Consider the following 19,711-nt stretch of genomic DNA (forward strand, 5'->3'; position numbering starts at 1 on the left):
GACGAAAGGACCCCAGTGGCAAACGGAAAGAAGCTCGTCATCGTCGAGTCTCCGACGAAGATGAAGTCGATCCAGGGATACCTCGGCGACGACTACGAGGTGCTCAGCTCGGTCGGTCACATTCGCGACCTCGCGTCGAAGAAAGAGATCCCGGCCGACAAGAAGGCGGCGTACGGCAAGTACTCCATCGACGTCGAGAACGACTTCGACCCCTTCTATGTCGTCAACGACCGCAAGACCAAGACGGTCGCCGAGCTCAAGCGAGCGCTCAAGAGCGCCGACGAAGTCCTGCTCGCCACCGATGGCGACCGCGAGGGCGAAGCCATCGCGTGGCACCTGCTCGAGGTTCTCAAGCCCAAGGTCCCCGTTCGTCGCATGATCTTCCACGAGATCACCAAGGACGCCATCAAGGAAGCGGCCGAGCACACGCGCGAGCTCGACGTCTCTCTCGTCGACGCGCAAGAGACGCGCCGCGTCCTCGACCGTCTCTACGGTTGGGACGTTTCGCCGGTGCTCTGGCGCAAGGTCGGTTCCGGCCGCGAGGGCACGGCGCTCAGCGCCGGCCGCGTCCAGTCCGCGGCGACCCGAATGGTCGTCGAGCGCGAGCGGGAGCGCATGGCGTTCGTCTCCGCTTCGTACTGGGACGTGGAAGCCCTTGCCTCGCAGGCGGGATCCTCCTTCACCACCCGGTTGAACCGTCTCGACGGCGCCCCCATCGCGCGCGGTGGCGACTACGACGACAACGGCCAGCTCAAGAAGGCCGTCGTGGTCCTCGACGAGGCGCAGGCCCGTGCCCTCGCCGACGCGATCACCGCCGCGGGTGCCGCGACCGTCGCCAAGGTCGAGGCCAAGCCCGGCACGCGCAGCCCCCGTGCTCCCTTCACGACCTCGACGCTCCAGCAAGAGGCGGGTCGCAAGCTCTCGATGAGCGCCAAGCACGCCATGGGGGTCGCGCAGCGACTCTACGAAAAGGGTTTCATCACCTATATGCGTACCGATTCGGTCGCCCTGTCGGGGCAGGCCATCTCGGCGGCGCGCGCGCAGGCCGTCTCGCTCTACGGCGACAAGGCGGTCCCCGCGAACCCGCGTGTCTACAAGAGCAAGTCGAAGAACGCGCAGGAGGCCCACGAGGCCATCCGCCCCTCCGGCGAGACCTTCCGCACTCCCGCCTCGCTCGCTTCCTCCCTCGACCGCGACGAGCAGAAGCTCTACGACCTCATCTGGAAGCGCACGGTCGCCAGCCAGATGGCGGATGCCAAGTACGAGACGACGACCGTCACCCTCACCGTGAAGGCGGGTGCCCAGGTCGCCGAGTTCACGGCATCCGGAACCGTCTACACCTTCAAGGGGTTCCTCGAGGCCTACGAAGAGGGCGCTGACGAGAAGCGCAACGACGACGACGCGGACCAGTCGCTGCCGGCCGTCGCCGTGGGCGACACGCTGTCGGTCAGCGACGTCGAGCCCAAGGGTCACAGCACCTCTCCGAAGCCGCGCTACACCGAGGCCAGCCTGGTCAAGGCGCTGGAAGAGAAGGGGATCGGCCGCCCGTCGACCTTCGCCAGCATCATCGGCGTGATCCTCGACCGCGGCTACGTGAGCAAGCGCGGGCAGGCCCTGGTACCCAGCTGGCTCGCCTTCAGCGTCGTGCGTCTGCTCGAGGAGCACTTCGCAGACCTCGTCGACTACGACTTCACCGCTGCCCTCGAGGACGATCTCGATGCCATCGCCCGCGGCGAGCAGCGTCGCACCGAGTGGCTGAAGTCGTTCTACTTCGGCTCCGAGAAGCAGGTGGGGCTCCGCCACATCGTCGACAACCTCGGCGAGATCGATGCTCGAGAGCTCAACTCCACCCGCATCACCGACACCGCGACCCTCCGCTTCGGAAAGTACGGGCCGTACCTCGAGGTCACCGACCCCGCGGCCGGCCCCGAGGCGAAGCCGCGCATCGTGAACATCCCCGAAGACCTCGCCCCCGACGAGCTCACGCCGGCGAAGGCGCAGGAGCTCATCGACGCCCCGGTTGCCGGCGACCGCGTGCTCGGAGAGAACCCCGAAAACGGCAAGCTCGTCGTCGTCAAGGACGGTCGCTTCGGACCCTACGTTCAAGAAGTCGATGCCGAGGAGCCCGAGGAGGTCGATCAGGCCACGGGCGAGGTCGTCGAAGCTCCCAAGAAGCGCGGCGCGAAGAAGGAAGCAGCTCCCAAGCCGCGGACGGCGTCGCTGTTCCGGTCGATGTCGGTCGACACCGTCGATCTCGACACCGCCCTGCAACTGCTGTCGCTTCCGCGCGTCGTGGGCACCGACCCGGAGTCGGGTGCCGAGATCACCGCGCAGAACGGTCGCTTCGGTCCCTATCTCAAGAAGGGCACCGACTCACGGTCGCTCGACGACGAGAAGCAGATCTTCGACATCACACTCGAGCAGGCTCTCGCGAAGTACGCCGAGCCGAAGTACGGCGCCCGCCGGGCATCCAGTGCGCTGAAGGAGTTCGACGCCGACCCCGTGAGCGGTAAACCCCTCAAGCTCAAGGACGGCCGTTTCGGTCCGTACGTCACCGACGGCGAGACGAACGCCACGGTTCCCCGCGGCGAAGACGCGATGGCCCTGACCTTCGAGCGCGCGGTCGAGCTGATCGCCGACAAACGCGCCAAGGGTCCGGCGCCGAAGAAGACGGCGGCGCGCAAGGCTCCGGCCAAGACCACGGCCACGAAGACGGCCGCGGCGAAGACCACGGCCACGAAGACCACCGCGGCCAAGACGGCCACGGCCAAGACCACCACGGCAGCGGCACCCAAGACCACGACCACGCGCAAGGCGCCGGCGAAGAAGTCGTGACCGAGGATCGCACCCGGCCGCTGACCGTCCCCCGGGCGGCTGCGGCCGGGGGGCCCGGCCTGTTCGTGACCTTCGAGGGCGGCGACGGCGCGGGCAAGACCACCCAAGCCTCGATGCTCGAGGAGTGGCTGACCGCCCGTGGCAACACGGTCGTGCGAACCCGTGAGCCCGGTGGAACCGAGGTGGGCGTGCGCATCCGCGACATCGTCCTGCATCATCGCGGCCACATCGCGGCACGCGCCGAAGCTCTGCTGTACGCCGCGGATCGGGCTCATCACGTCGAGACCGTCGTGCAGCCGGCCATCGCCCGCGGCGACGTGGTCATCCAGGACCGCTACCTCGACTCGTCCGTCGCCTATCAGGGCGCGGGCAGAATCCTGGATGCCGACGACATCCGCGCCCTGTCGCTCTGGGCGACGGGCGGGCTGCTGCCGGATCTCACGGTGTTGCTCGACCTCGATCCGGCCGCGGCGCGTCGGCGCCTGGATGCCGACGACAAACCGTTCGACCGACTCGAGGCGGAGAAGAGCGAGTTCCACGCGCGCGTACGCACCGGCTTCCTCGCCCTCGCCGCCGACGAGCCGCGGCGGTTCCTCGTCCTCGATGCCATGCGCCCGGCCGACGAGCTCGCTCATCACGTTCGAGCGGCCATCACCGAGCGTCTCGGCTGACGCGGGGCCGGACGATGCACAGCCGACCGCCAGCGGCCGTGTCCGACCCCGCCGTTAGGCTGGAGCCCATGTCCGTCGCCCTCGATTCGCCCGCTTCCTCCGCAGGGACGACGGCATTCCCGTGGGATGCCGTGTGGGGGCAGGACGAGGCGGTCCAGACGCTGCAGTACGCGGCATCCGACCCCTCCGCCCTTGCCCACGCGTGGCTCATCACCGGCCCTCCCGGCTCGGGCCGCTCAACGCTGGCGTACGCGTTCGCCGCGGCGCTCATCGCCGATCCGGGCGACGAGCAGGCGCAGCGTCAGGTGCTCGCCCGCACCCACCCCGATCTCACCGCACTGCGCACCGAGCAGGTCGTCATCCGCATCGACGAGGCGCGTCGCCTGGTCGAGCGTGCCTCTTTCGCCCCCTCGCTCGGACGCCACCGCGTGATCGTCGTCGAAGACGCCGACCGCATGGCGGAGCGCACCTCGAACGTTCTCCTCAAAGCCCTCGAGGAGCCCCCCGAGAAGACGGTGTGGGTGCTCTGCGCGCCCAGTGACGCCGATCTCCTGCCGACCATTCGCTCCCGCGTGCGCGTGCTGCGCCTGCGCGAGCCGTCCGTCGCCGACGTCGCCGCTCTCATCGTGGAGCGCACGGGGGTGAGCCCCGACATCGCCGAGGAGTCCGCGCGGCACGCGCAGCGCCACATCGGCATGGCGCAGCGGCTCGCGACCGACGACGACGCGCGCGGCCGTCGGGCCGAGACCATCGCCGCCGTCCTCGCCGTGCGCGGCATCGGCGACGCGGTCGACGTCGCGGGGCGCATCGTGCGCCTGGCCACCGATGACGCCAAGGCGCTCACGGCCACGCGCGACGAAGAGGAGCGTCGCTCGCTCCTCCGCATGCTCGGTGTGGCCGAGGGTGCCGCGGTGCCGCCGTCCGTGCGCGGCCAGGTCAACGCCCTCGAAGACGACCAGAAGCGCCGTGCGACCCGCAGCCTGCGCGACGGCATCGACCGCGTCCTCACCGACCTGCAGTCGCTTTTCCGCGACGTCGTGATGATCCAATACGGCCGGGAGGGCGATCTCGTCAACAGCGAGCGTCTCGAGGCCCTGCGTGCCGTGGCCTCCGAGTGGTCTCCCTCCCGCACACTCGGAGTCCTCGACCGCATCTCGGTCACCCGCCGCAACCTCGAACAGAACGCCGCCCCGCTGCTGGCGCTGGAGAGCCTCATGATCACCGTCGCCAACGGATCCGCCCCGTGAGCGTTCGTCGCCGTCTGGCCGCCGTCGTCGCGGGCATCGTGGGTCTGTCTCTCGCACTGTCGGGCTGCCTCTACGCGCAGATCCCGCCCATGGCTCCCGCGGTCGGTCCGTCGCCGGCTCCGCAGACCGAAGGCATCGATGCCGCGCTCCTGCCGTATTACGGGCAGACGCTCACCTGGACCGACTGCGGTTCGGCGGGTTTCGACTGCACCACGGTCACGGCCCCGCGCGATTACTCCGATCCATCCCAGGGCGAGCTCTCGCTGGCTGTCATCCGCCACCGAGCCACGTCGGGTCAGCCCCTGGGCTCGCTTCTGACCAATCCCGGCGGACCCGGTGTGAGCGGCGTCTCCACCGTCCGCGACTCCCTCTCGCTCGTGGCGGATGAGACGCTCACGAAGGACTACGACGTCATCGGATTCGACCCCCGCGGCGTCGGGCAGTCTGCTCCGGTCACCTGCTACGACGCGGCGGGCATGGACGCGTTCCTCTACGACATCCCGCCGGGAGCGCGCGGCAGCGACGAGCGCAACGCCGCCCTCGAGAAGCGTCAGGCCGATTTCGCGCAGGCGTGTCAGCAGAACAGCGACGGCATCCTGCCCTACGTCTCCACCGAGAACGCCGCGCGCGACATGGATCTGCTCCGCGCCGTCCTGGGAGACGAGAAGCTCAACTACCTCGGCTTCTCCTACGGCTCGTTCCTCGGTACCACCTACGCGGGGCTCTTTCCTGATCGCGTGGGTCGCATGGTGCTCGACGGCGGCATCGACCCCAGTCTTCCCGGCAGCGCGAGCGGGATCGCTCAGGCGGTCGGATTCGAGAACGCCTTGCGCGCCTTCATGGCGGACTGCCTCGAGAACTCGGACTGCCCGTTCACCGGGTCCGTCGACGATGCGATGAACGACCTCTCGTCGGTGCTCGAGCGGGTCGACGCGCGTCCTCTCGCCGGTCCCGATGGCCGACAGCTCGGCGCGGACACTCTGGTGACATCGATCGTGGCGGCTCTCTACAGCGACCAGAACTGGCCATACCTCCGTATCGCGCTGAGCGGTGTGCAGAACGGTGACGCCTCCGTCGCGTTCCAACTCGCCGACTTCTACAACGGTCGCGTCGACGGGAAGTACCAGGACAACACGATGCAGGCGCTGCGCGCCTACAACTGCGTCGACTATCCCGACGAGGGCGACGAGAACAATCCGCAGCTCGAGCAGGAGCTCCAAGAGAAGGCGCCGGTCGTGGCTCCGTACTGGCTCGGGCCCGACGCCTGCGAGGCGTGGCCGGCACCGCCGACCGGCACGCGTGAAGCGATCACCGCCCCCGGCTCCCCGCCGATCGTCGTCCTCGGTACGACGGGCGATCCCGCGACCCCGTATGCCGAGGCGCAGGCGCTCGCCGGTCAGCTGTCGCAGGGTGTGCTCGTCACCTACGTCGGCGAGGGGCATCTCGCCTACAACAAGGGCAACGACTGCGTGAACTCGGCGGTGGACGATTACCTGGTCGACGGCACCGTGCCCGCCGCGGGGCTGCGCTGCGAGTAGCGCCGCGTTCGGGCCCGACCGTCCGCGTAGGCTGAAGACGTCACATCCCGAGGAGACCCCTATGAACGCGCCCATCGTCGACCTGGCGTCCTACATCGACCACACGCTGCTCAAGCCCGAGGCCACTCGCGCCGATGTCGAGCGCCTCATCGCCGAGGGCTCCGAGCTCGGCACCTACAGCGTGTGCATCTCGCCGTCGTTCCTGCCCGTGCAGCTCCCCGAGGGGCTCAAGCTCGCCGTCGTGTGCGGCTTCCCCAGCGGCAAGCACCACGCCGAGGTCAAGGCGGCCGAGGCCGCCCTGTCGGTCGCCCAGGGCGCCGACGAGATCGACATGGTCATCGACGTGGGTGCAGCGATCGAGGGGCGTTACGACATCGTCGAGTCCGAGATCCGCGCCGTGCGCGCCGCGGCTCCCGCCCCCACCGTGCTGAAGGTCATCATCGAGTCGGCGGCGCTGAGCGACGAGGCGATCGTCGCCGTCTGCGAGGCCGCGGTGAATGCGGGCGCCGATTTCGTCAAGACGTCGACCGGGTTCCATCCCGCCGGCGGAGCGAGCGTCCACGCCGTCGAGCTGATGAAGCGCACCGTCGGCGACCGCGCCGAGGTCAAGGCTTCGGGGGGAGTGCGCACCCGCGCCGCCGCCGAGGAGATGATCGCCGCGGGGGCCACGCGCCTCGGTTTGTCGTCGAGCCGGGACATCCTCGCCGACCGCACCGCGGCGGGCGACTACTGAGCGCGTACCTCGGCACGCGCTGGAGCATGTAAGATCGATGATCGTGCACGCGACAGCGCGCACATGCCGCCTTAGCTCAGACGGCAGAGCGATTCACTCGTAATGAATAGGTCAAGGGTTCGATTCCCTTAGGCGGCTCCGAAGGCCCTCACCCGCTTCCACCGGGTGGGGGCCTTTCTTCGAAGGGCTGGATGCCACGGCCGCGGCGTTTCCTTTCCTCGCCTCCGGCACCGACTGGCTGGCGTTCGCCCACCTGCTGATCGCGGCCGCCCTCCGGGGGCCGTGGGTTGGCAGGTGATCGACATCTCGTTCGGGGTGGTTGCGGCCGTGCCGCTCACCGTCGCGCTGGTCGCGACGCGTCGTCCCGGGGCGCTGTCGCCGGCTCCGGCGGCGAGCTCGGCACCCGCCCGATAGGCTGAACCCGCCTCGTTCCGCGCCCGCGTGACGGCCGTCCTCCGCCCGCTGACCCCGCTGGAGCCTCCGTGTCGAACGCCCTCGATGCCGTCATCGAGATCTTCACGTGGGTGGGTCTGGGCGGTGGCCTGCTGTTGGCATTCGCGGCGGTGTTCCTCCTGCTCGCAGATGGCACCTGGCTGCCCGTCCGCGCGGTCGTGGAGCACGTCGACGACGGTCGCGTGGTCCGTTGGTTCGACGCCGACGGGGGAGTGAACGAAGCGCCGCTCTCGGCGCACGACGAGGTGAAGATCGGCGCCGCCGATATGGCCGATATCTTCTACCGCCGCGGCTCGTCGAATCGCATGCGGCTCACGCGCTCCTCGCCCCTCGTCCGATTCGTCTCCTTCCTCGCCGCGGGAGTGCTGGGCCTGGGGGTGGTCGCTTTCGTCGTCTCGATCGTGGTGCTCTTCGCGCGAGGCTGACGAACTGGCACAGAGGACATATTGCTAGATAAGCTAGCTATATGCCCGACTCGCCTGCGTCCACTCGTCGCTCCACCCGCGCAGCCACGCGCCGCTCGCTACGACCCGCGCGGGTATCGCGGTGGCTGCGCATCGGCATCCCGAGTCTGCTCGTCCTGCTGTGGGTGGCGGGCGGATCGATCGGTGGACCGTTCTTCGGCAAGGTCGATCAGGTTGCGACGAACGACCAGTCGTCCTTCCTGCCGCAGTCGGCCGACGCGACCCGCGTCAGTGAACGGCTGACCGATTTCACCGGCAACGACACTGTTCCCGCGATCGTGGTCGCCTCGACCTCCGACGGCAGCGCGCTCAGTGATGCGCAGGTCGCCGCGCTGCAGGGTCTCGCAACGGACGTGGCCGCCGTCGAGGGGGTGTCGGGCGACGCCTCGCCCCCGGTCGTCTCGGACGACGGCCGCGCGGCGCAGATCTTCGTGCCGATCGACAGCCCCGGCGAGGTGCGAGAGGTGGTCGAGCAGGTGCGCGAGACGGTTGCGGCCGGGGTGCCTGCCGGAGTCGAAGCGTGGGTCACCGGTCCCGCCGGGTTCACCGCCGATCTCGTGAAGGGCTTTCTCGGTATCGACGGTCTGTTGCTGATCGTGGCCCTCGTGGCGGTGTTCGTCATCCTCGTCGTCGTGTACCGCTCACCGCTGCTGCCGATCCTCGTCCTGCTGACCTCGGTCTTCGCACTCTGCGTCGCGCTTCTCACCGTCTGGTGGCTCGCGTACGCCGGGGTCGTCGTGCTCAACGGTCAGGTGCAGGGGATCCTGTTCATCCTCGTCATCGGTGCGGCCACCGACTACGCCCTCCTCTACGTCGCGCGGTTCCGCGAAGCCATCGGCGAGGGCCTGACGAGATGGGATGCCACGACCCGGGCGTGGGGGGCGGGCGTTCGAGCCCATCCTGGCCTCGGGAGGCACCGTGATCGCCGGGCTTCTCTGCCTGTTGCTGTCCGACCTGGCCACCAACCGTGCTCTGGGCCCGATCGCGTCGATCGGGATCGCGTTCGCCGTGCTCTCGGCACTGACGTTCCTGCCCGCCCTGTTGGCGCTGGTCGGGCGGGCGGCGTTCTGGCCGTTCCTGCCCCGGCCGGGCCGATCGGCGATCCCCGCCGACCTCACGCAGTCGGCGAGGGGCCTCTGGCCGCGCCAGGCGCGATTCGTGGCCCGTCGCGCTCGCCCGGTGTGGGTCGTGTGCACACTCGTCCTCCTGGCGGCGTGCGTCGGCGTCACGCAGCTGCGCGCCGACGGGGTGCCCGCGAGCGACCTCGTGCTGGGGGTTTCGGAGGCGCGCGACGGTCAGGCGGCCCTGGCCGAGCACTTCCCGGGCGGCTCCGGGAGCCCGGCATACGTTCTCGTCCCCGAGCAGGAAGCTGCTCGGGCCGTGACGGTGCTGCAGAACGCCTCGGGGATCGACGCGGTCTCGGTACTCAGCGCCGACGCCCCCGGGGGACAGTCGCCCGTGAGCGTGGTCGACGGCGCCCTGCAGACCACGACGTCGGGTGCGCCCGGAACGCCCGCCCCGACCCCGACGGTCGCCGAGGGCGACGTGCTGCTGGCCGCGACCCTCGCCGACACGGCCGATTCCTCGGTGGCAGACGACACGGTCCGTCAGCTCCGCGTCGCTCTGGCCGACGAGCTGGGAGAGGGAGCGGCTCTGGTGGGCGGGGTGACCGCGACCGACATCGACTCGATCGACACCTCGATCCGCGACCGCTCGTTGATCATCCCGATCGTGCTCGTCGTGATCCTGCTCATCCTCATGGCGTTGCTGCGCTCGGTCGTGGCCCCGCTCGTCCTCATCGGTACCGTCATCGTCTCGTTCGGCGCTGCTCTGGGGGTCAGCGCCCTGGTGTTCGACGGCATCCTGGGCTTCCCGGGCGCGGATCCGGCGGTGCCGTTGTACGGCTTCGTCTTCCTCGTCGCCCTGGGGGTGGACTACAACATCTTCCTGATGTCGAGAGTGAGGGAGGAGTCGCTCGTGCACGGCACGCGCGCGGGAATCCTGCGCGGACTCGTCGCCACCGGTGGGGTCATCACCTCGGCGGGTCTCGTGCTGGCGGCGACGTTCGCCGCTCTCGGGGTCATTCCGATCCTGTTCCTCGCGCAGCTCGCCTTCATCGTGGCGTTCGGTGTCCTGCTCGACACGTTCGTGGTGCGATCCCTCCTCGTGCCGGCGCTCGCCTACGACCTGGGCCGTCGCATCTGGTGGCCTTCGAAGCTGGGCAGGGGAGATGTCGGGGCGCGTAGGCTCGACGCATGACGCGCGCCCTGTTCATCGTCGACGTCCAGAACGACTTCACCGAGCGCGGTGCGCTGGGTGTCGAAGGAGGCGACGCGGTCGCCGAGCGCATCTCGCGGTACCTCGCCGAGCACGCCGACGATTACGCGCTGATCGTGGCTTCGCGTGACTGGCACCACGGCGACGACGACAACGGCGGCCACTTCTCCGAGGCCCCCGACTTCGTCGACACGTGGCCGGTGCACTGCGTCGGCGGAACCTTCGGCGCCGATTACGACGAGGTGTTCGACACCGCGCGCGTGACCCACCACCTCAAAAAGGGGCAGGGCAAGCCCGCCTACTCGCTGTTCGAGGGCGTCACCGACGAGGGCGAGACCGCGGCGCAGCTTCTCGAGGGTCACGGCATCCGCGACATCGACGTCGTGGGGATCGCGACCGATTACTGCGTGCGGGCTTCGGCCCTCGACGCCATCGGCGCCGGGCGTCGCGTGCGCGTGCTGATCGACCTGATCGCGGGCGTGCACCCCGATTCGAGCGCCGCAGCCCTCACCGAGATCGAGACGGCCGGAGCGGAACTCGCGACCTCGGGCGATTGAGGCGCCGCGCTCAGTCGCGCTCGTCGTCGGCGCGGGGGAGGGTGATGGTCACGCTCGTCCCCTCGCCGAGAACGCTGGTGATGCGCAGAGTGCCGCCGTGCTCGCTCACGATCCGCTGGACGCTCGCGAGCCCGATGCCCCGACCCCCGTCCCCGGGGTCGGCGAAGCGGCCGCGGTTGCCCTCGTGGGTGATCGAGGCGAGGTCTTCGGGGTGGATCCCGCGTCCATGATCGCGCACGCGGATCGCGGCGCCTTCGTCCGTTTCGAACGCCTCGATCTCGATGAGGTCGTCCGAATACTTGGCGGCGTTCTCGAGGACGTTCGCGATGGCCCGCCGAAGGCCCAGCACGTCGCCGCAGACGGACACGGCATCCATCTGGCCGAAGACGACCCGACCGGGCGCGTCTCCGGGAAGGACCAGTGAGACCGCGCCGCGGGCGATGAGGTCCAGGCTCGCTCGGCTGCGGCCTCGCTGACCCACGGTGTCGACCTCGGCCATGAGGGCCTGGGCCATCGCGATGAGGTGGTCGCTCGCTTCTCCCGCAAGATGCAGGAGTCGGTGGTCGGGGGGCAGCTCTTCGCCGATGAGGTCGAGATAGCCGCGCAGGGCGGTGACCGGCGAGAGCAGATCATGCGCGAAGGTGCGCTGCAGGGCCAGACGCTCGTCGGCGGCCTGCTTCTCGGCGGTCAGGTCGCGCACGATCTTGACGAAGCCCCGAACCTGGCCGTGCTCGTTACGGATGGCGGAGATCGTCACGCGCGCCCAGAACTCGCTGCCGTCGCGACGGACGCGCCAGCCGGTGTCCTCGACGTGGCCGTCTCGCTGGGCTGCGGCCAGCAACTGGTCGGGCTTGCCGCGGCGTCGGTCCTCCTCGCGGTAGAAACACGAGAAGTGCGAACCGAGGATGTCGTCCTCGCGGTACCCCTTGATGCGTTCGGCGCCGAGATTCCATCCGCGCACGAACCCACCGCTGTCGAGCTTGACGATCGCGAACAGGTCGACCTGCTCGTCCCAGTCCTGGGGAATCGAACGTCGGATGCTCATCAAGGGGCGAGTGGGTTCGTGATCGGGTGAAGTGGACGTCATCCGCGGTCCGTCCGTGGCCGTGGTCATACGAGGGCGCCCGTGTGGGCCGGGGTGCTTGCTGAAGGCATACGCCGATCATGCCGCGGGGGCGCGCCCGGGAACAGAGATTGACATTCCCGGGCGGCACCTCACGACGAGACGGTGACGAGCGTCCGCTGCCAGCCGCTCGATCCGTCGGGGGCGATCGGCGCTTGATCCTGGATCTGCAGGTTACCCTGCTTGTCCGTGGCTCGGACGGCGATGTAGTGCGTACCGGCGTCGGCGGTCCAGTCGAGCTTCCACTGCACCCACGACTGGTCGTTGATCGGCGTCGACAACTGGGTCTCCTGCCATTCGCCGTTGTCGATGCTGACTTCCACCTTCTGTACGCCCACGGGCTGAGCCCAGGCCATGCCGGCGATGACGACGGGGCCCGCCGGGACGGGCGAACCGATCTTGGGCGTGTCGACGCGCGACGACATCTTGATGGGGGCCTCTGCGGAGTAGCCGCGGGGCGTCCAGTACGCCTCGTCCTTGTCGAAGCGCGTCACCGTGAGCTTGGTGACCCACTTCGTCGCCGAGACGTAGCCGTACAGCCCCGGCACGACCATGCGCACGGGGAAGCCGTGCTCGAACGGGAGCGGTTCGCCGTTCATCTTCACGGCGAAGATCGCATCGAGGTTGTCGTCGGTGAGGGACGAGAGGGGAGTGGATGCCGTGTACCCGTCGACGCTCTCGGAGAGGACCATGTCGGCATCTCCCTGCACGCCGGCCATGCGCAGCACGTCGCGGATGGGGATGCCGGTCCAGATGGCATTGCCGACGAGTCCGCCGCCGACCTCGTTGGACACGCAGGTGAGGGTGACGCCGTACTCGTCGAGTCCCATGTTGACGAGATCGTCGAAGCTGAGCTCGATCGGGTTGTCGACCATGCCCTCGACCGAGAGACGCCACGTGGTGGGGTCGACGTTGGGGACCGTGAGCGCGGTGTCGACGCGGTAGAAATCGCCGTTCGGGGTGATGATCGGGGTCAGGCCGTCGATCTCCCAGTTCGCACCCTCGGGCACGGTCACCGTGGTGCGAGCCGAGGGGATCCGCAGGGCATCGCGGGCGGCGGCGACCGACGAGGTGGCGGCGTTGAGCACGCGGGCTCCGACGCCCACCACGACGGCGCCCACCGCGGTGAGACCGGTGAACAGCAGGAACTGGCGACGGTCGGTGCCCACGGCATCCGTCTTTCCCGCGGTCGCGGCCGAGACCCAGCGACGCAGGCGCACGATGGCGAGGAGCAGGACCAGGACCCCGGCGACGGTGCCGATGACCGGGGGGAGCCAGGCGAGAGCTCCGGCTCCGGCGCGCGTGACGATGGCCGCGGTCGCGAGGATGCCGCCGATGCCGAGCAGGATCACCCCCACGAAGCGGAAGCGGTACTCGAGCACACCGGCCACGGCGGCGGCCACGGCGGCTCCGAGACCGACGCCGGCGAGCAAGGCGATCTTGTCGCTCTCGCCGAACAGCGTGATCGCGAGCTCCTTCAGGGGGCGCGGGACGATGTCGACGATGAACGAGCCGACGGCCAGGATCGGACTCGCAGATCGGGCGACGAGCGCCGCGAGCGCTTCGGCGACGGCCAGCAGAGCCGCCGCAGACACGATGCCGGCCAGGGCGGCCCAGATCCAGGCGTGCGGGCGGCGGACCGTGGTGGTCTTGTCTTCCCGGGCCGCGGTGTCGGTCGTCATGGCATCCCTCGTCTCCGCTCGGCGCGTGTTCGCGAAGAGCCTTCCTACCTGTTCGGAGCGGAGGGCGGAACGGATGCCGTCAGGAGCCGGCGTCGGGAGCGCTCGCGGACGCGGGGGACAGCGCGAAGACCGCGACGCCCGTCGTGATCAGTGCCAGGGCGAAGCCGAGGCCCGGGCCGAGGGGCTCTCCGAGGAGCGGCACGGCCACGACGGCGGTGAGGACCGGGCTGAGGGCTCCGGCGGCGGCGGGCAGGCTGCTGCCGAGATTCTTGACCGCCACGACGTAGCAGGCGGTCGAGAGCAGACCCGTGCCGACCCCCTGCACGAGGGCGTAGGTGCCCACGGTGCTGAGGTCGGCTGTGCCGGCGAGGAGGGTGGAAGGCAACACGCCCGTTGTCGCCAGGAGCAGGGCGGATGCCACGGACGTCACCGACACGACCACGATCACCGTGATCGGATCGAGCCGGGTGCGGGCGACGCCGAGGGTATAGGCGGCCCACACGAGGCCGGCAGCCAGAAGCACGGCGATACCGGCGGGCCCCGCCGGTCCGCCGGTCAACAGCGCGCTGGCCACCACTCCCGCGACGATCGCGGTGAGGGCGAGCAGGCGGCGCGCCGACACCCTGCGGCGCACGCACAGGAAGAGCAGCACCGCGACGAACAGGGGGACGGTTCCCGGTACGAGCAGTCCGGTGAGCGCCGCAGAGGTGAGGTGGGCGCCCCAGGCGAACAGCAGGAAGTGCGGCAGGCCGGCCAGGAGCACGAGAGCGAGGACAGCGGGGCGCTCGGCGCGGAGAGCGCGGAATGCGCGAGGGATCCACGGACTCAGGACGACCGCGGGAACGGCGAAGCGAACGATCGCGGCATCGACCATCGTGAGTCCGGCGCCCTCGAGCGCGCGCGTCGACAGGGCGAACGACGACCAGAGGGCGACGACGGCGGTAAGAGCCGTCAGACCAACGACGGTGCGGCGGGGCAGCGCTCGGGGCAGGGGCAGGGTGAACGTCGTCACCCTGCGAGCGTAGAAAGATCGCCGACGCAGCGGATTGCGATTCTTGCCCGCAGTCCACGAAAATTGGCAGAATCTGCTACATGACTTCGCTCGATCGCATCGACCGACTGATCCTGCGTGAACTGCAGCAAGACGGTCGGCTCTCCAATCAGGAACTGGCCGATCGAGTCGGTCTCTCGCCCTCGCCGTGCCTGAGGCGCGTGCGTCAGCTCGAGCAGGCGGGCGTCATCGAGGGCTATCGCGCGGTGGTGTCGCCGAGAGCGGTCGACCTCACCATCACGGCGTTCGTACGCTTGCGGCTCGCCTCGCACGAGGGGGCGACGGTGGATGCCGTCGAGGAGCGCTTGCGCGCGATCCCGCACATCGTCGAAGCGCACCTGCTCGCCGGCGACTGGGACTACCTGGTGCGCATCGTCACGCCGAGCTTCGAGGAGTACGAGCGACTCCTGCGCGATCACCTGCGCGCTATCCCATCGCTGTCGTCGATCGACACGACCTTCGCGTTCGGGGTCACCAAGCCCGTTTCGCCCCTGCCACTGGAACCGGCCCCCGGGCACGCGTAAGGCCCGGGTCGACGATCGCGACCCGGGCCCGGGGCCGTTCAGCGCTACGAGCGCTGCTTGAGAACCTTCGCCTGCACCTTGCGGCGGATCTTCTGTACCTTGGGGTCTTTCCAGACCCGGTAGGCCACGGTTCCGGCGGCGACCGCACGGCCGATCGCCGTCCGGGCCAGGACGGCCCCTGCGAGTCCGACTGCGCCGGTTCCGATCCAACGTGCGACACCCATGACGCCTCCTCGATTGCGTGTGGGTTCTCACCTCACACGATCCAGCGCCGGATGCCGCGCCGCTTGCGCCGACGCCGTGGTTGTGCGTCGCTCAGCGCAGCGACCCGCCGGAGGGGGCGGCGAAGGGCTCGAGGGCGGCGATCACGTCGTCGCCTAGTGTGGCCTTGCTCGCCTCGACGGCGTCGTCGATCTGGCTCGGGCGCGAGGCGCCGATGATCGCGGTGGTGACCACCGGGTCACGCAGCACCCACGCCACGGCCAGCTGCGGGATCGACAGCCCCGCGTCGCGGGCGACCCCGTCGATCCCGCGGATGCGTTCGAGGTAATCGTCGGTGAGGGCGGACTCGTCGAGGAAGCGGCTGTCGGCCGCTCGCGAGTCGGCGGGGACGGTGCCGTCGAGGTACTTCGCGGTCAGCAGGCCCTGGGCGAGCGGCGAGAAGACGGCGCTGCCGACCGAGAGCTCGCGCAGCGTGGGGAAGAGCTCTGACTCGGGCGTGCGGTCGAACAGCGAATAGCGCGGCTGGTGGATGAACAGGCGCACGCCCTCGGCCGCGAGCAGCTCGTGCGCGCGACGGGTGAGTTCGGCCGGGTAGTTCGAGATGCCGACGTACAGCGCCTTGCCGCTGCGGACGATGTCGGCGAGAGCGGTGACCGTCTCTTCGATCGGCGTCTCGGGGTCGACGCGGTGGGAGTAGAACACGTCGACGTAGTCGGTGCGCATGCGCGTGAGGCTCTGCTCGAGCGAGCGCACGAGGTACTTGCGCGATCCGCCGTCGCCGTAGGGCCCGGGCCACATGTCGTACCCGGCCTTCGTCGAGACGAACAGTTCGTCGCGGTAGGGGCGCAGATCGCTGTCGAGCACCGTGCCGAAGGTCGTCTCGGCCGCGCCGTAGGGCGGGCCGTAGTTGTTGGCGAGATCGATGTGCACAATGCCGCGGTCGACGGCGTGGCGCAGGATCTCGCGCTGCGAGTCGAGCGTGCGTCCGCTGCCGAAGTTCTGCCAGAGACCCAGCGAGATACGGGGGAGGGGGATCCCGCTCGCCCCGGCGCGCAGGAACGGCACGTCGTCGTAGCGGGTGGAGGACGCGGTGAACGCGGACGTCAGGCGGGGGTCATCGGCGGCGATGGGCATGCTTCTCCTCGACGGTGAAGGGGGGTCACCGTCGACTCTGCCACGGATCGCGCGGCCATCAGGCGGGAACGTGCGCGAGTTCTTCGCGAAGGATGCCGGCGCCCGCCGAGAGCGCGCTGAGCTTGTCGAACGCCACCTGGCGCGGAAGGGGCGCCATGCCGCAGTTCGAGCTCGCGATGAGCTTGTCGGCATCCACGAACTGCAGGGCACGCCGCAGGGTGTCGGCCACCTCTTCGGGGGTCTCCACCTCGTGGCTGGCGACGTCGATCGCGCCGAGCATGACGTTCTTGCCGCGGATGAGCTCGATGAGGTCGATCGGCACGTGCGAGTTGTGGCTCTCGAGCGACACGGTGTCGATGTTCGAGCGCTGCAGCAGGGGGAACGACTCCTCGTACTGGCGCCATTCCGCCCCCAGGGTCGCCTTCCAGTCGGTGTTCGCCTTGATGCCGTAGCCGTAGCAGATGTGCACCACCGTCTCGGCGCGCAGTCCCTCGGCGGCGCGCTCGAGGGTGGCGACGCCCCAGTCCTTCATCTCGTCGAAGAAGACGTTGAAGGCGGGCTCGTCGAACTGGATGATGTCGACGCCGGCGGCTTCGAGTTCGAGCGCCTCCTGATTGAGGATGGTGGCGAACTCCCACGCGAGCTTCTCGCGGCTGCCGTAGTAGCGGTCGGCGAGAGTGTCGATCATCGTCATGGGGCCGGGAAGGGCCCATTTGATCGGGCAATCCGTCTGCTGACGCAGGAACGCGGCATCCTGGACGAAGACGGGCTGGCGACGGCTCACCGCGCCGACCACGGTCGGTACGCTCGCGTCGTAACGGTCGCGGATGCGCACGGTCTCGCGGTTCTCGAAGTCGACGCCCTCGAGGTGCTCGATGAAGGTCGTCACGAAGTGCTGGCGGGTCTGTTCGCCGTCGCTGACGATGTCGAGGCCCCGGCGCTCCTGCTCCTTCGCGGCGCTGCGCAGGGCGTCGTGCTTGCCCTCGACGAGCGTGTCGCCGTCGAGTTCCCACGGCGACCACAGCACCTCGGGCTTGGCGAGCCAGGCGGGCTTCGGGAGGCTTCCGACGATGGAGGTGGGCAGGAGAGTGTTCACGGCGGTCGCCTTCGGGGAGGTCATCGGGTGGGGAGGGCGTCGGCGACGAGCCAGGCGTCGAGCACGGCACGGTGAGGCTTCACGAAGTGCTCCTCGGTGTATCGGCCCTGCGTGATGCCTAGGCGACTGCGCTCGTCGCGGTCGTAGGCGATGTCGGTGCGGGTGAAGTCCTCGTGCGCCAGCGTCGGGCGGTAGACCTCGCCCGCGGGCTCGTGCGCGTTGTAGATCTCGGGACGATAGATCTTCTGGAACGTCTCCATCGTCGCCACCGTGCCGGCGAGCTGCAGGTCGGAGTAGTCGGCCAGCAAGTCGCCGCGGAAGTAGAACGCCAGCGGGGCCACGCTGCCGCGCGGCATGAAGTACCGCACCTGCAGGCCCATCTTCCCGAAGTACTCGTCGGTCAGCGAGAACGAGTCCTGCTCGTACTCGTGCCCCAGGACGGGGTGCACGACACCGGTGCGGTGGTACTCGCGGCTCGTGGACACGCTGATGCACACGACGGGCGACTGCGTGTAGCGCTCGCGGTAGGCCTCGGAGTCGAGGAAGTGCTGGAAGAGCTTGCCGTGCAGGATGCCGAAGCCCTCGGGGAGCGTGAAGGCCTTGCCCTCGCCGTTGGCCGCCGGCAGCAGCACGCTGAAGTCGTAGTCGCGCAGGTAGGACGAGAAGTTGTTGCCCACGATGCCCTGGTGGCGCTCGCCGGTGGCCGAGTCGAGGAGGTGGAGGTCGAGGACCTCGAGCAGGGGGAATTCGCGATCGTCACCGTCGTCGTCGAACTGCAGCTCGGCCGAGACGATGTCGAGCTCGACCCGGTAGCGGTCGCCGTCGGGGTTGTCGGCGTCGGCGATTTCGTTGAAGCGGCGGTCGATCATGGCCAGCGCATTGCGCAGGTTCTGCCGGCGGTGCTCGCCCCGGGCGAGGTTGGCGAAGTTCGTGGTGATCCGCGAGCTGGTCGAGGGGGCGTAGTCCTCGTCGAAGCGCGTGGTGGAGATGCGGAACGTGATGTCGTTCGCCATGTCGAGCCAATCGGATAGGGCCGGGGTGGGCCGTGCGGTGATCGTGTCCTCATCGTGCGCCCTCTGCGGGGTCATCGAGTAATTCCGCTCCGCTATACGCGGGTATAGCTTTGGGCTATGGCAAAGCGCGCGAGTGGCATCACGCTGCAGCAGATGCAGTACTTCATCGAGGTGGCGGCGGAAGGATCCATCAGCGCCGCGGCCGACCTGCTCTACGTCGCGCAGCCCACCATGTCGGCCGCGATGCGCGATCTCGAGACGCGGGTGGGCCGGGACCTGTTGACCCGCTCTGCGCGCGGCGTCACCCTGACCGTCGACGGGGTCGAGTTCCTCGGCTACGCCCGGCAGGTGGTGGAGCAGGCCGAGCTGCTCGAGCAGCGCTACCTCGGTCGACCGCCCTCACGACGCCTGCTGGGCGTCTCGGCCCAGCACTACTCGTTCGTCGTCGACGCGTTCGTGCGGATGGTGAAGGCGACGGATGCCGCGGAGTACGAGTTCTCGCTTCGCGAGACCCGCACCTTCGACATCATCGAAGACGTCCGGACGCTGCGCAGCGAGCTCGGCATCCTGTTCCGCAACGACTTCAACCGGAACGTCCTCGACAAGCTGCTGCGGGACTCGGGGCTCGCCTTCCACCCGCTCTTCCGCGCCGAGCCGCACATCTTCGTCTCTCGACGCAATCCGCTCGCCGGTCGTGAGCGCGCGACTCTGGACGACCTGGCGGACCTCCCGCGTCTCACCTTCGACCAGGGCGCGAACAATTCGTTCTACTTCGCCGAAGAGATCCTCTCGACCCTCTCCAGCAGGCAGGAGATCCGGGTCTCCGACCGCGCGACGATCTTCAACCTCATGATCGGTCTCGACGGATACACGATCTCCACCGGCATCATCAGCGACGACCTCGACCCCGAGATCGTCGCGGTCCCCCTCGACGTCGACGAGCGGATCGAGATCGGCTGGATCGGGCGGACCGCCATCCCCCTCACCGAACAGGCGCAGCGGTACCTGGGCGAGGTGCGCGATGTCGTGGCGGGGTTCGGGGTGGAACTGCTGGACTGAACGCCCGCGGACGCCGAGAGGCGACGACTCCG

General features: G+C 69.1%; 16 protein-coding genes, 1 tRNA gene and 1 pseudogene. 11 read left to right on the top strand and 7 right to left on the bottom strand.

What is annotated here, in order from left to right; translation table 11 throughout:
- Nucleotides 1-15: 15 nt before the first annotated feature.
- From topA to QE454_RS09005, 9 genes and pseudogenes are all read left to right on the top strand, one after another.
- Entirely contained in the window at nucleotides 16-2,835 is a 2,820-nt protein-coding gene (topA, locus tag QE454_RS08965) for a type I DNA topoisomerase (RefSeq protein ID WP_307456033.1), read from the top strand.
- Nucleotides 2,832-3,506, top strand: coding sequence for a dTMP kinase (gene tmk, locus QE454_RS08970; RefSeq protein ID WP_210073666.1), 675 nt, complete (start codon nucleotides 2,832-2,834; stop codon nucleotides 3,504-3,506). The genes topA and tmk overlap by 4 nt, the downstream gene beginning before the upstream one ends.
- Nucleotides 3,507-3,574: 68 nt before the next feature.
- Nucleotides 3,575-4,753: a DNA polymerase III subunit delta' gene (locus QE454_RS08975; protein WP_307456030.1), complete on the top strand. Its 1,179-nt coding sequence runs from the start codon at nucleotides 3,575-3,577 to the stop codon at nucleotides 4,751-4,753.
- Nucleotides 4,750-6,291, top strand: a complete 1,542-nt coding sequence (locus tag QE454_RS08980) for an alpha/beta hydrolase (protein ID WP_307456028.1) — start codon at nucleotides 4,750-4,752, stop codon at nucleotides 6,289-6,291. Before QE454_RS08975 ends, QE454_RS08980 begins: the two co-directional genes overlap by 4 nt.
- A 61-nt stretch (nucleotides 6,292-6,352) precedes the next feature.
- Entirely contained in the window at nucleotides 6,353-7,024 is a 672-nt protein-coding gene (gene deoC, locus QE454_RS08985) for a deoxyribose-phosphate aldolase (RefSeq protein WP_307456026.1), read from the top strand.
- 65 nt (nucleotides 7,025-7,089) lie between these two features.
- Nucleotides 7,090-7,162: transfer RNA gene (locus tag QE454_RS08990), tRNA-Thr, on the top strand.
- 344 nt (nucleotides 7,163-7,506) lie between these two features.
- Complete coding sequence (locus QE454_RS08995) at nucleotides 7,507-7,902, top strand: hypothetical protein (protein WP_210073674.1); 396 nt, start codon at nucleotides 7,507-7,509, stop codon at nucleotides 7,900-7,902.
- 41 nt (nucleotides 7,903-7,943) lie between these two features.
- Nucleotides 7,944-10,200: pseudogene (locus tag QE454_RS09000) on the top strand (MMPL family transporter).
- Nucleotides 10,197-10,775, top strand: coding sequence for an isochorismatase family protein (locus tag QE454_RS09005; protein WP_307456020.1), 579 nt, complete (start codon nucleotides 10,197-10,199; stop codon nucleotides 10,773-10,775). Before QE454_RS09000 ends, QE454_RS09005 begins: the two are co-directional and overlap by 4 nt.
- A 10-nt stretch (nucleotides 10,776-10,785) precedes the next feature.
- On the opposite strand, the gene QE454_RS09010 is transcribed toward QE454_RS09005, so the two are convergent.
- From QE454_RS09010 to QE454_RS09020, 3 genes are all read right to left on the bottom strand, one after another.
- Nucleotides 10,786-11,820 (bottom strand): PAS domain-containing sensor histidine kinase, encoded by a 1,035-nt coding sequence (locus tag QE454_RS09010; RefSeq protein ID WP_307456018.1) that lies wholly within the window; start codon nucleotides 11,818-11,820, stop codon nucleotides 10,786-10,788.
- A gap of 170 nt (nucleotides 11,821-11,990) precedes the next feature.
- Nucleotides 11,991-13,580, bottom strand: a complete 1,590-nt coding sequence (locus QE454_RS09015) for a molybdopterin-dependent oxidoreductase (RefSeq protein ID WP_307456016.1) — start codon at nucleotides 13,578-13,580, stop codon at nucleotides 11,991-11,993.
- 79 nt (nucleotides 13,581-13,659) lie between these two features.
- Nucleotides 13,660-14,592, bottom strand: coding sequence for a DMT family transporter (locus QE454_RS09020; protein ID WP_307456013.1), 933 nt, complete (start codon nucleotides 14,590-14,592; stop codon nucleotides 13,660-13,662).
- 80 nt (nucleotides 14,593-14,672) lie between these two features.
- On the opposite strand from QE454_RS09020, the gene QE454_RS09025 reads away from it, so the two are divergent.
- Entirely contained in the window at nucleotides 14,673-15,155 is a 483-nt protein-coding gene (locus tag QE454_RS09025) for an Lrp/AsnC family transcriptional regulator (RefSeq protein WP_267787672.1), read from the top strand.
- 44 nt (nucleotides 15,156-15,199) lie between these two features.
- Here the strand turns inward: QE454_RS09025 and QE454_RS09030 are convergent, their stop codons facing one another.
- The 4 genes from QE454_RS09030 to QE454_RS09045 all read right to left on the bottom strand — a co-directional run bounded on the left by QE454_RS09030 (nucleotide 15,200) and on the right by QE454_RS09045 (nucleotide 18,620).
- The gene (locus QE454_RS09030) at nucleotides 15,200-15,379 is read right to left on the bottom strand and encodes a hypothetical protein (protein ID WP_307456011.1); all 180 of its coding nucleotides are present in this window, start codon (nucleotides 15,377-15,379) and stop codon (nucleotides 15,200-15,202) included.
- 91 nt (nucleotides 15,380-15,470) lie between these two features.
- On the bottom strand, nucleotides 15,471-16,511 hold the full coding sequence (locus QE454_RS09035; RefSeq protein WP_307456010.1) for an aldo/keto reductase: 1,041 nt from the start codon (nucleotides 16,509-16,511) through the stop codon (nucleotides 15,471-15,473).
- A gap of 58 nt (nucleotides 16,512-16,569) precedes the next feature.
- Entirely contained in the window at nucleotides 16,570-17,607 is a 1,038-nt protein-coding gene (locus tag QE454_RS09040; RefSeq protein ID WP_307456009.1) for a methionine synthase, read from the bottom strand.
- 20 nt (nucleotides 17,608-17,627) lie between these two features.
- The gene (locus QE454_RS09045; RefSeq protein WP_307456007.1) at nucleotides 17,628-18,620 is read right to left on the bottom strand and encodes a putative oxygenase MesX; all 993 of its coding nucleotides are present in this window, start codon (nucleotides 18,618-18,620) and stop codon (nucleotides 17,628-17,630) included.
- 117 nt (nucleotides 18,621-18,737) lie between these two features.
- Between QE454_RS09045 and QE454_RS09050 the strand changes: the two genes are divergently transcribed.
- Nucleotides 18,738-19,679 carry a LysR family transcriptional regulator gene (locus QE454_RS09050; RefSeq protein WP_267787669.1) on the top strand — a complete coding sequence of 314 codons (942 nt, stop codon included), beginning with the start codon at nucleotides 18,738-18,740 and terminating at the stop codon, nucleotides 19,677-19,679.
- Nucleotides 19,680-19,711: the final 32 nt, after the last annotated feature.

The organism is Microbacterium sp. SORGH_AS_0454 (assembly GCF_031453395.1).
Lineage (GTDB): Bacteria > Actinomycetota > Actinomycetes > Actinomycetales > Microbacteriaceae > Microbacterium.

Coding starts and splice junctions, on each gene's coding strand:
- QE454_RS09030 (WP_307456011.1), bottom strand. CDS start 15,379: ATGGGTGTCGCACGTTGGATCGGAACCGGCGCAGTCGGACTCGCAGGG.
- QE454_RS09045 (WP_307456007.1), bottom strand. CDS start 18,620: ATGGCGAACGACATCACGTTCCGCATCTCCACCACGCGCTTCGACGAG.
- QE454_RS09025 (WP_267787672.1), top strand. CDS start 14,673: ATGACTTCGCTCGATCGCATCGACCGACTGATCCTGCGTGAACTGCAG.
- deoC (WP_307456026.1), top strand. CDS start 6,353: ATGAACGCGCCCATCGTCGACCTGGCGTCCTACATCGACCACACGCTG.
- QE454_RS09005 (WP_307456020.1), top strand. CDS start 10,197: ATGACGCGCGCCCTGTTCATCGTCGACGTCCAGAACGACTTCACCGAG.
- QE454_RS09015 (WP_307456016.1), bottom strand. CDS start 13,580: ATGACGACCGACACCGCGGCCCGGGAAGACAAGACCACCACGGTCCGC.
- QE454_RS09050 (WP_267787669.1), top strand. CDS start 18,738: ATGGCAAAGCGCGCGAGTGGCATCACGCTGCAGCAGATGCAGTACTTC.
- QE454_RS09035 (WP_307456010.1), bottom strand. CDS start 16,511: ATGCCCATCGCCGCCGATGACCCCCGCCTGACGTCCGCGTTCACCGCG.
- QE454_RS08975 (WP_307456030.1), top strand. CDS start 3,575: ATGTCCGTCGCCCTCGATTCGCCCGCTTCCTCCGCAGGGACGACGGCA.
- QE454_RS09010 (WP_307456018.1), bottom strand. CDS start 11,820: ATGAGCATCCGACGTTCGATTCCCCAGGACTGGGACGAGCAGGTCGAC.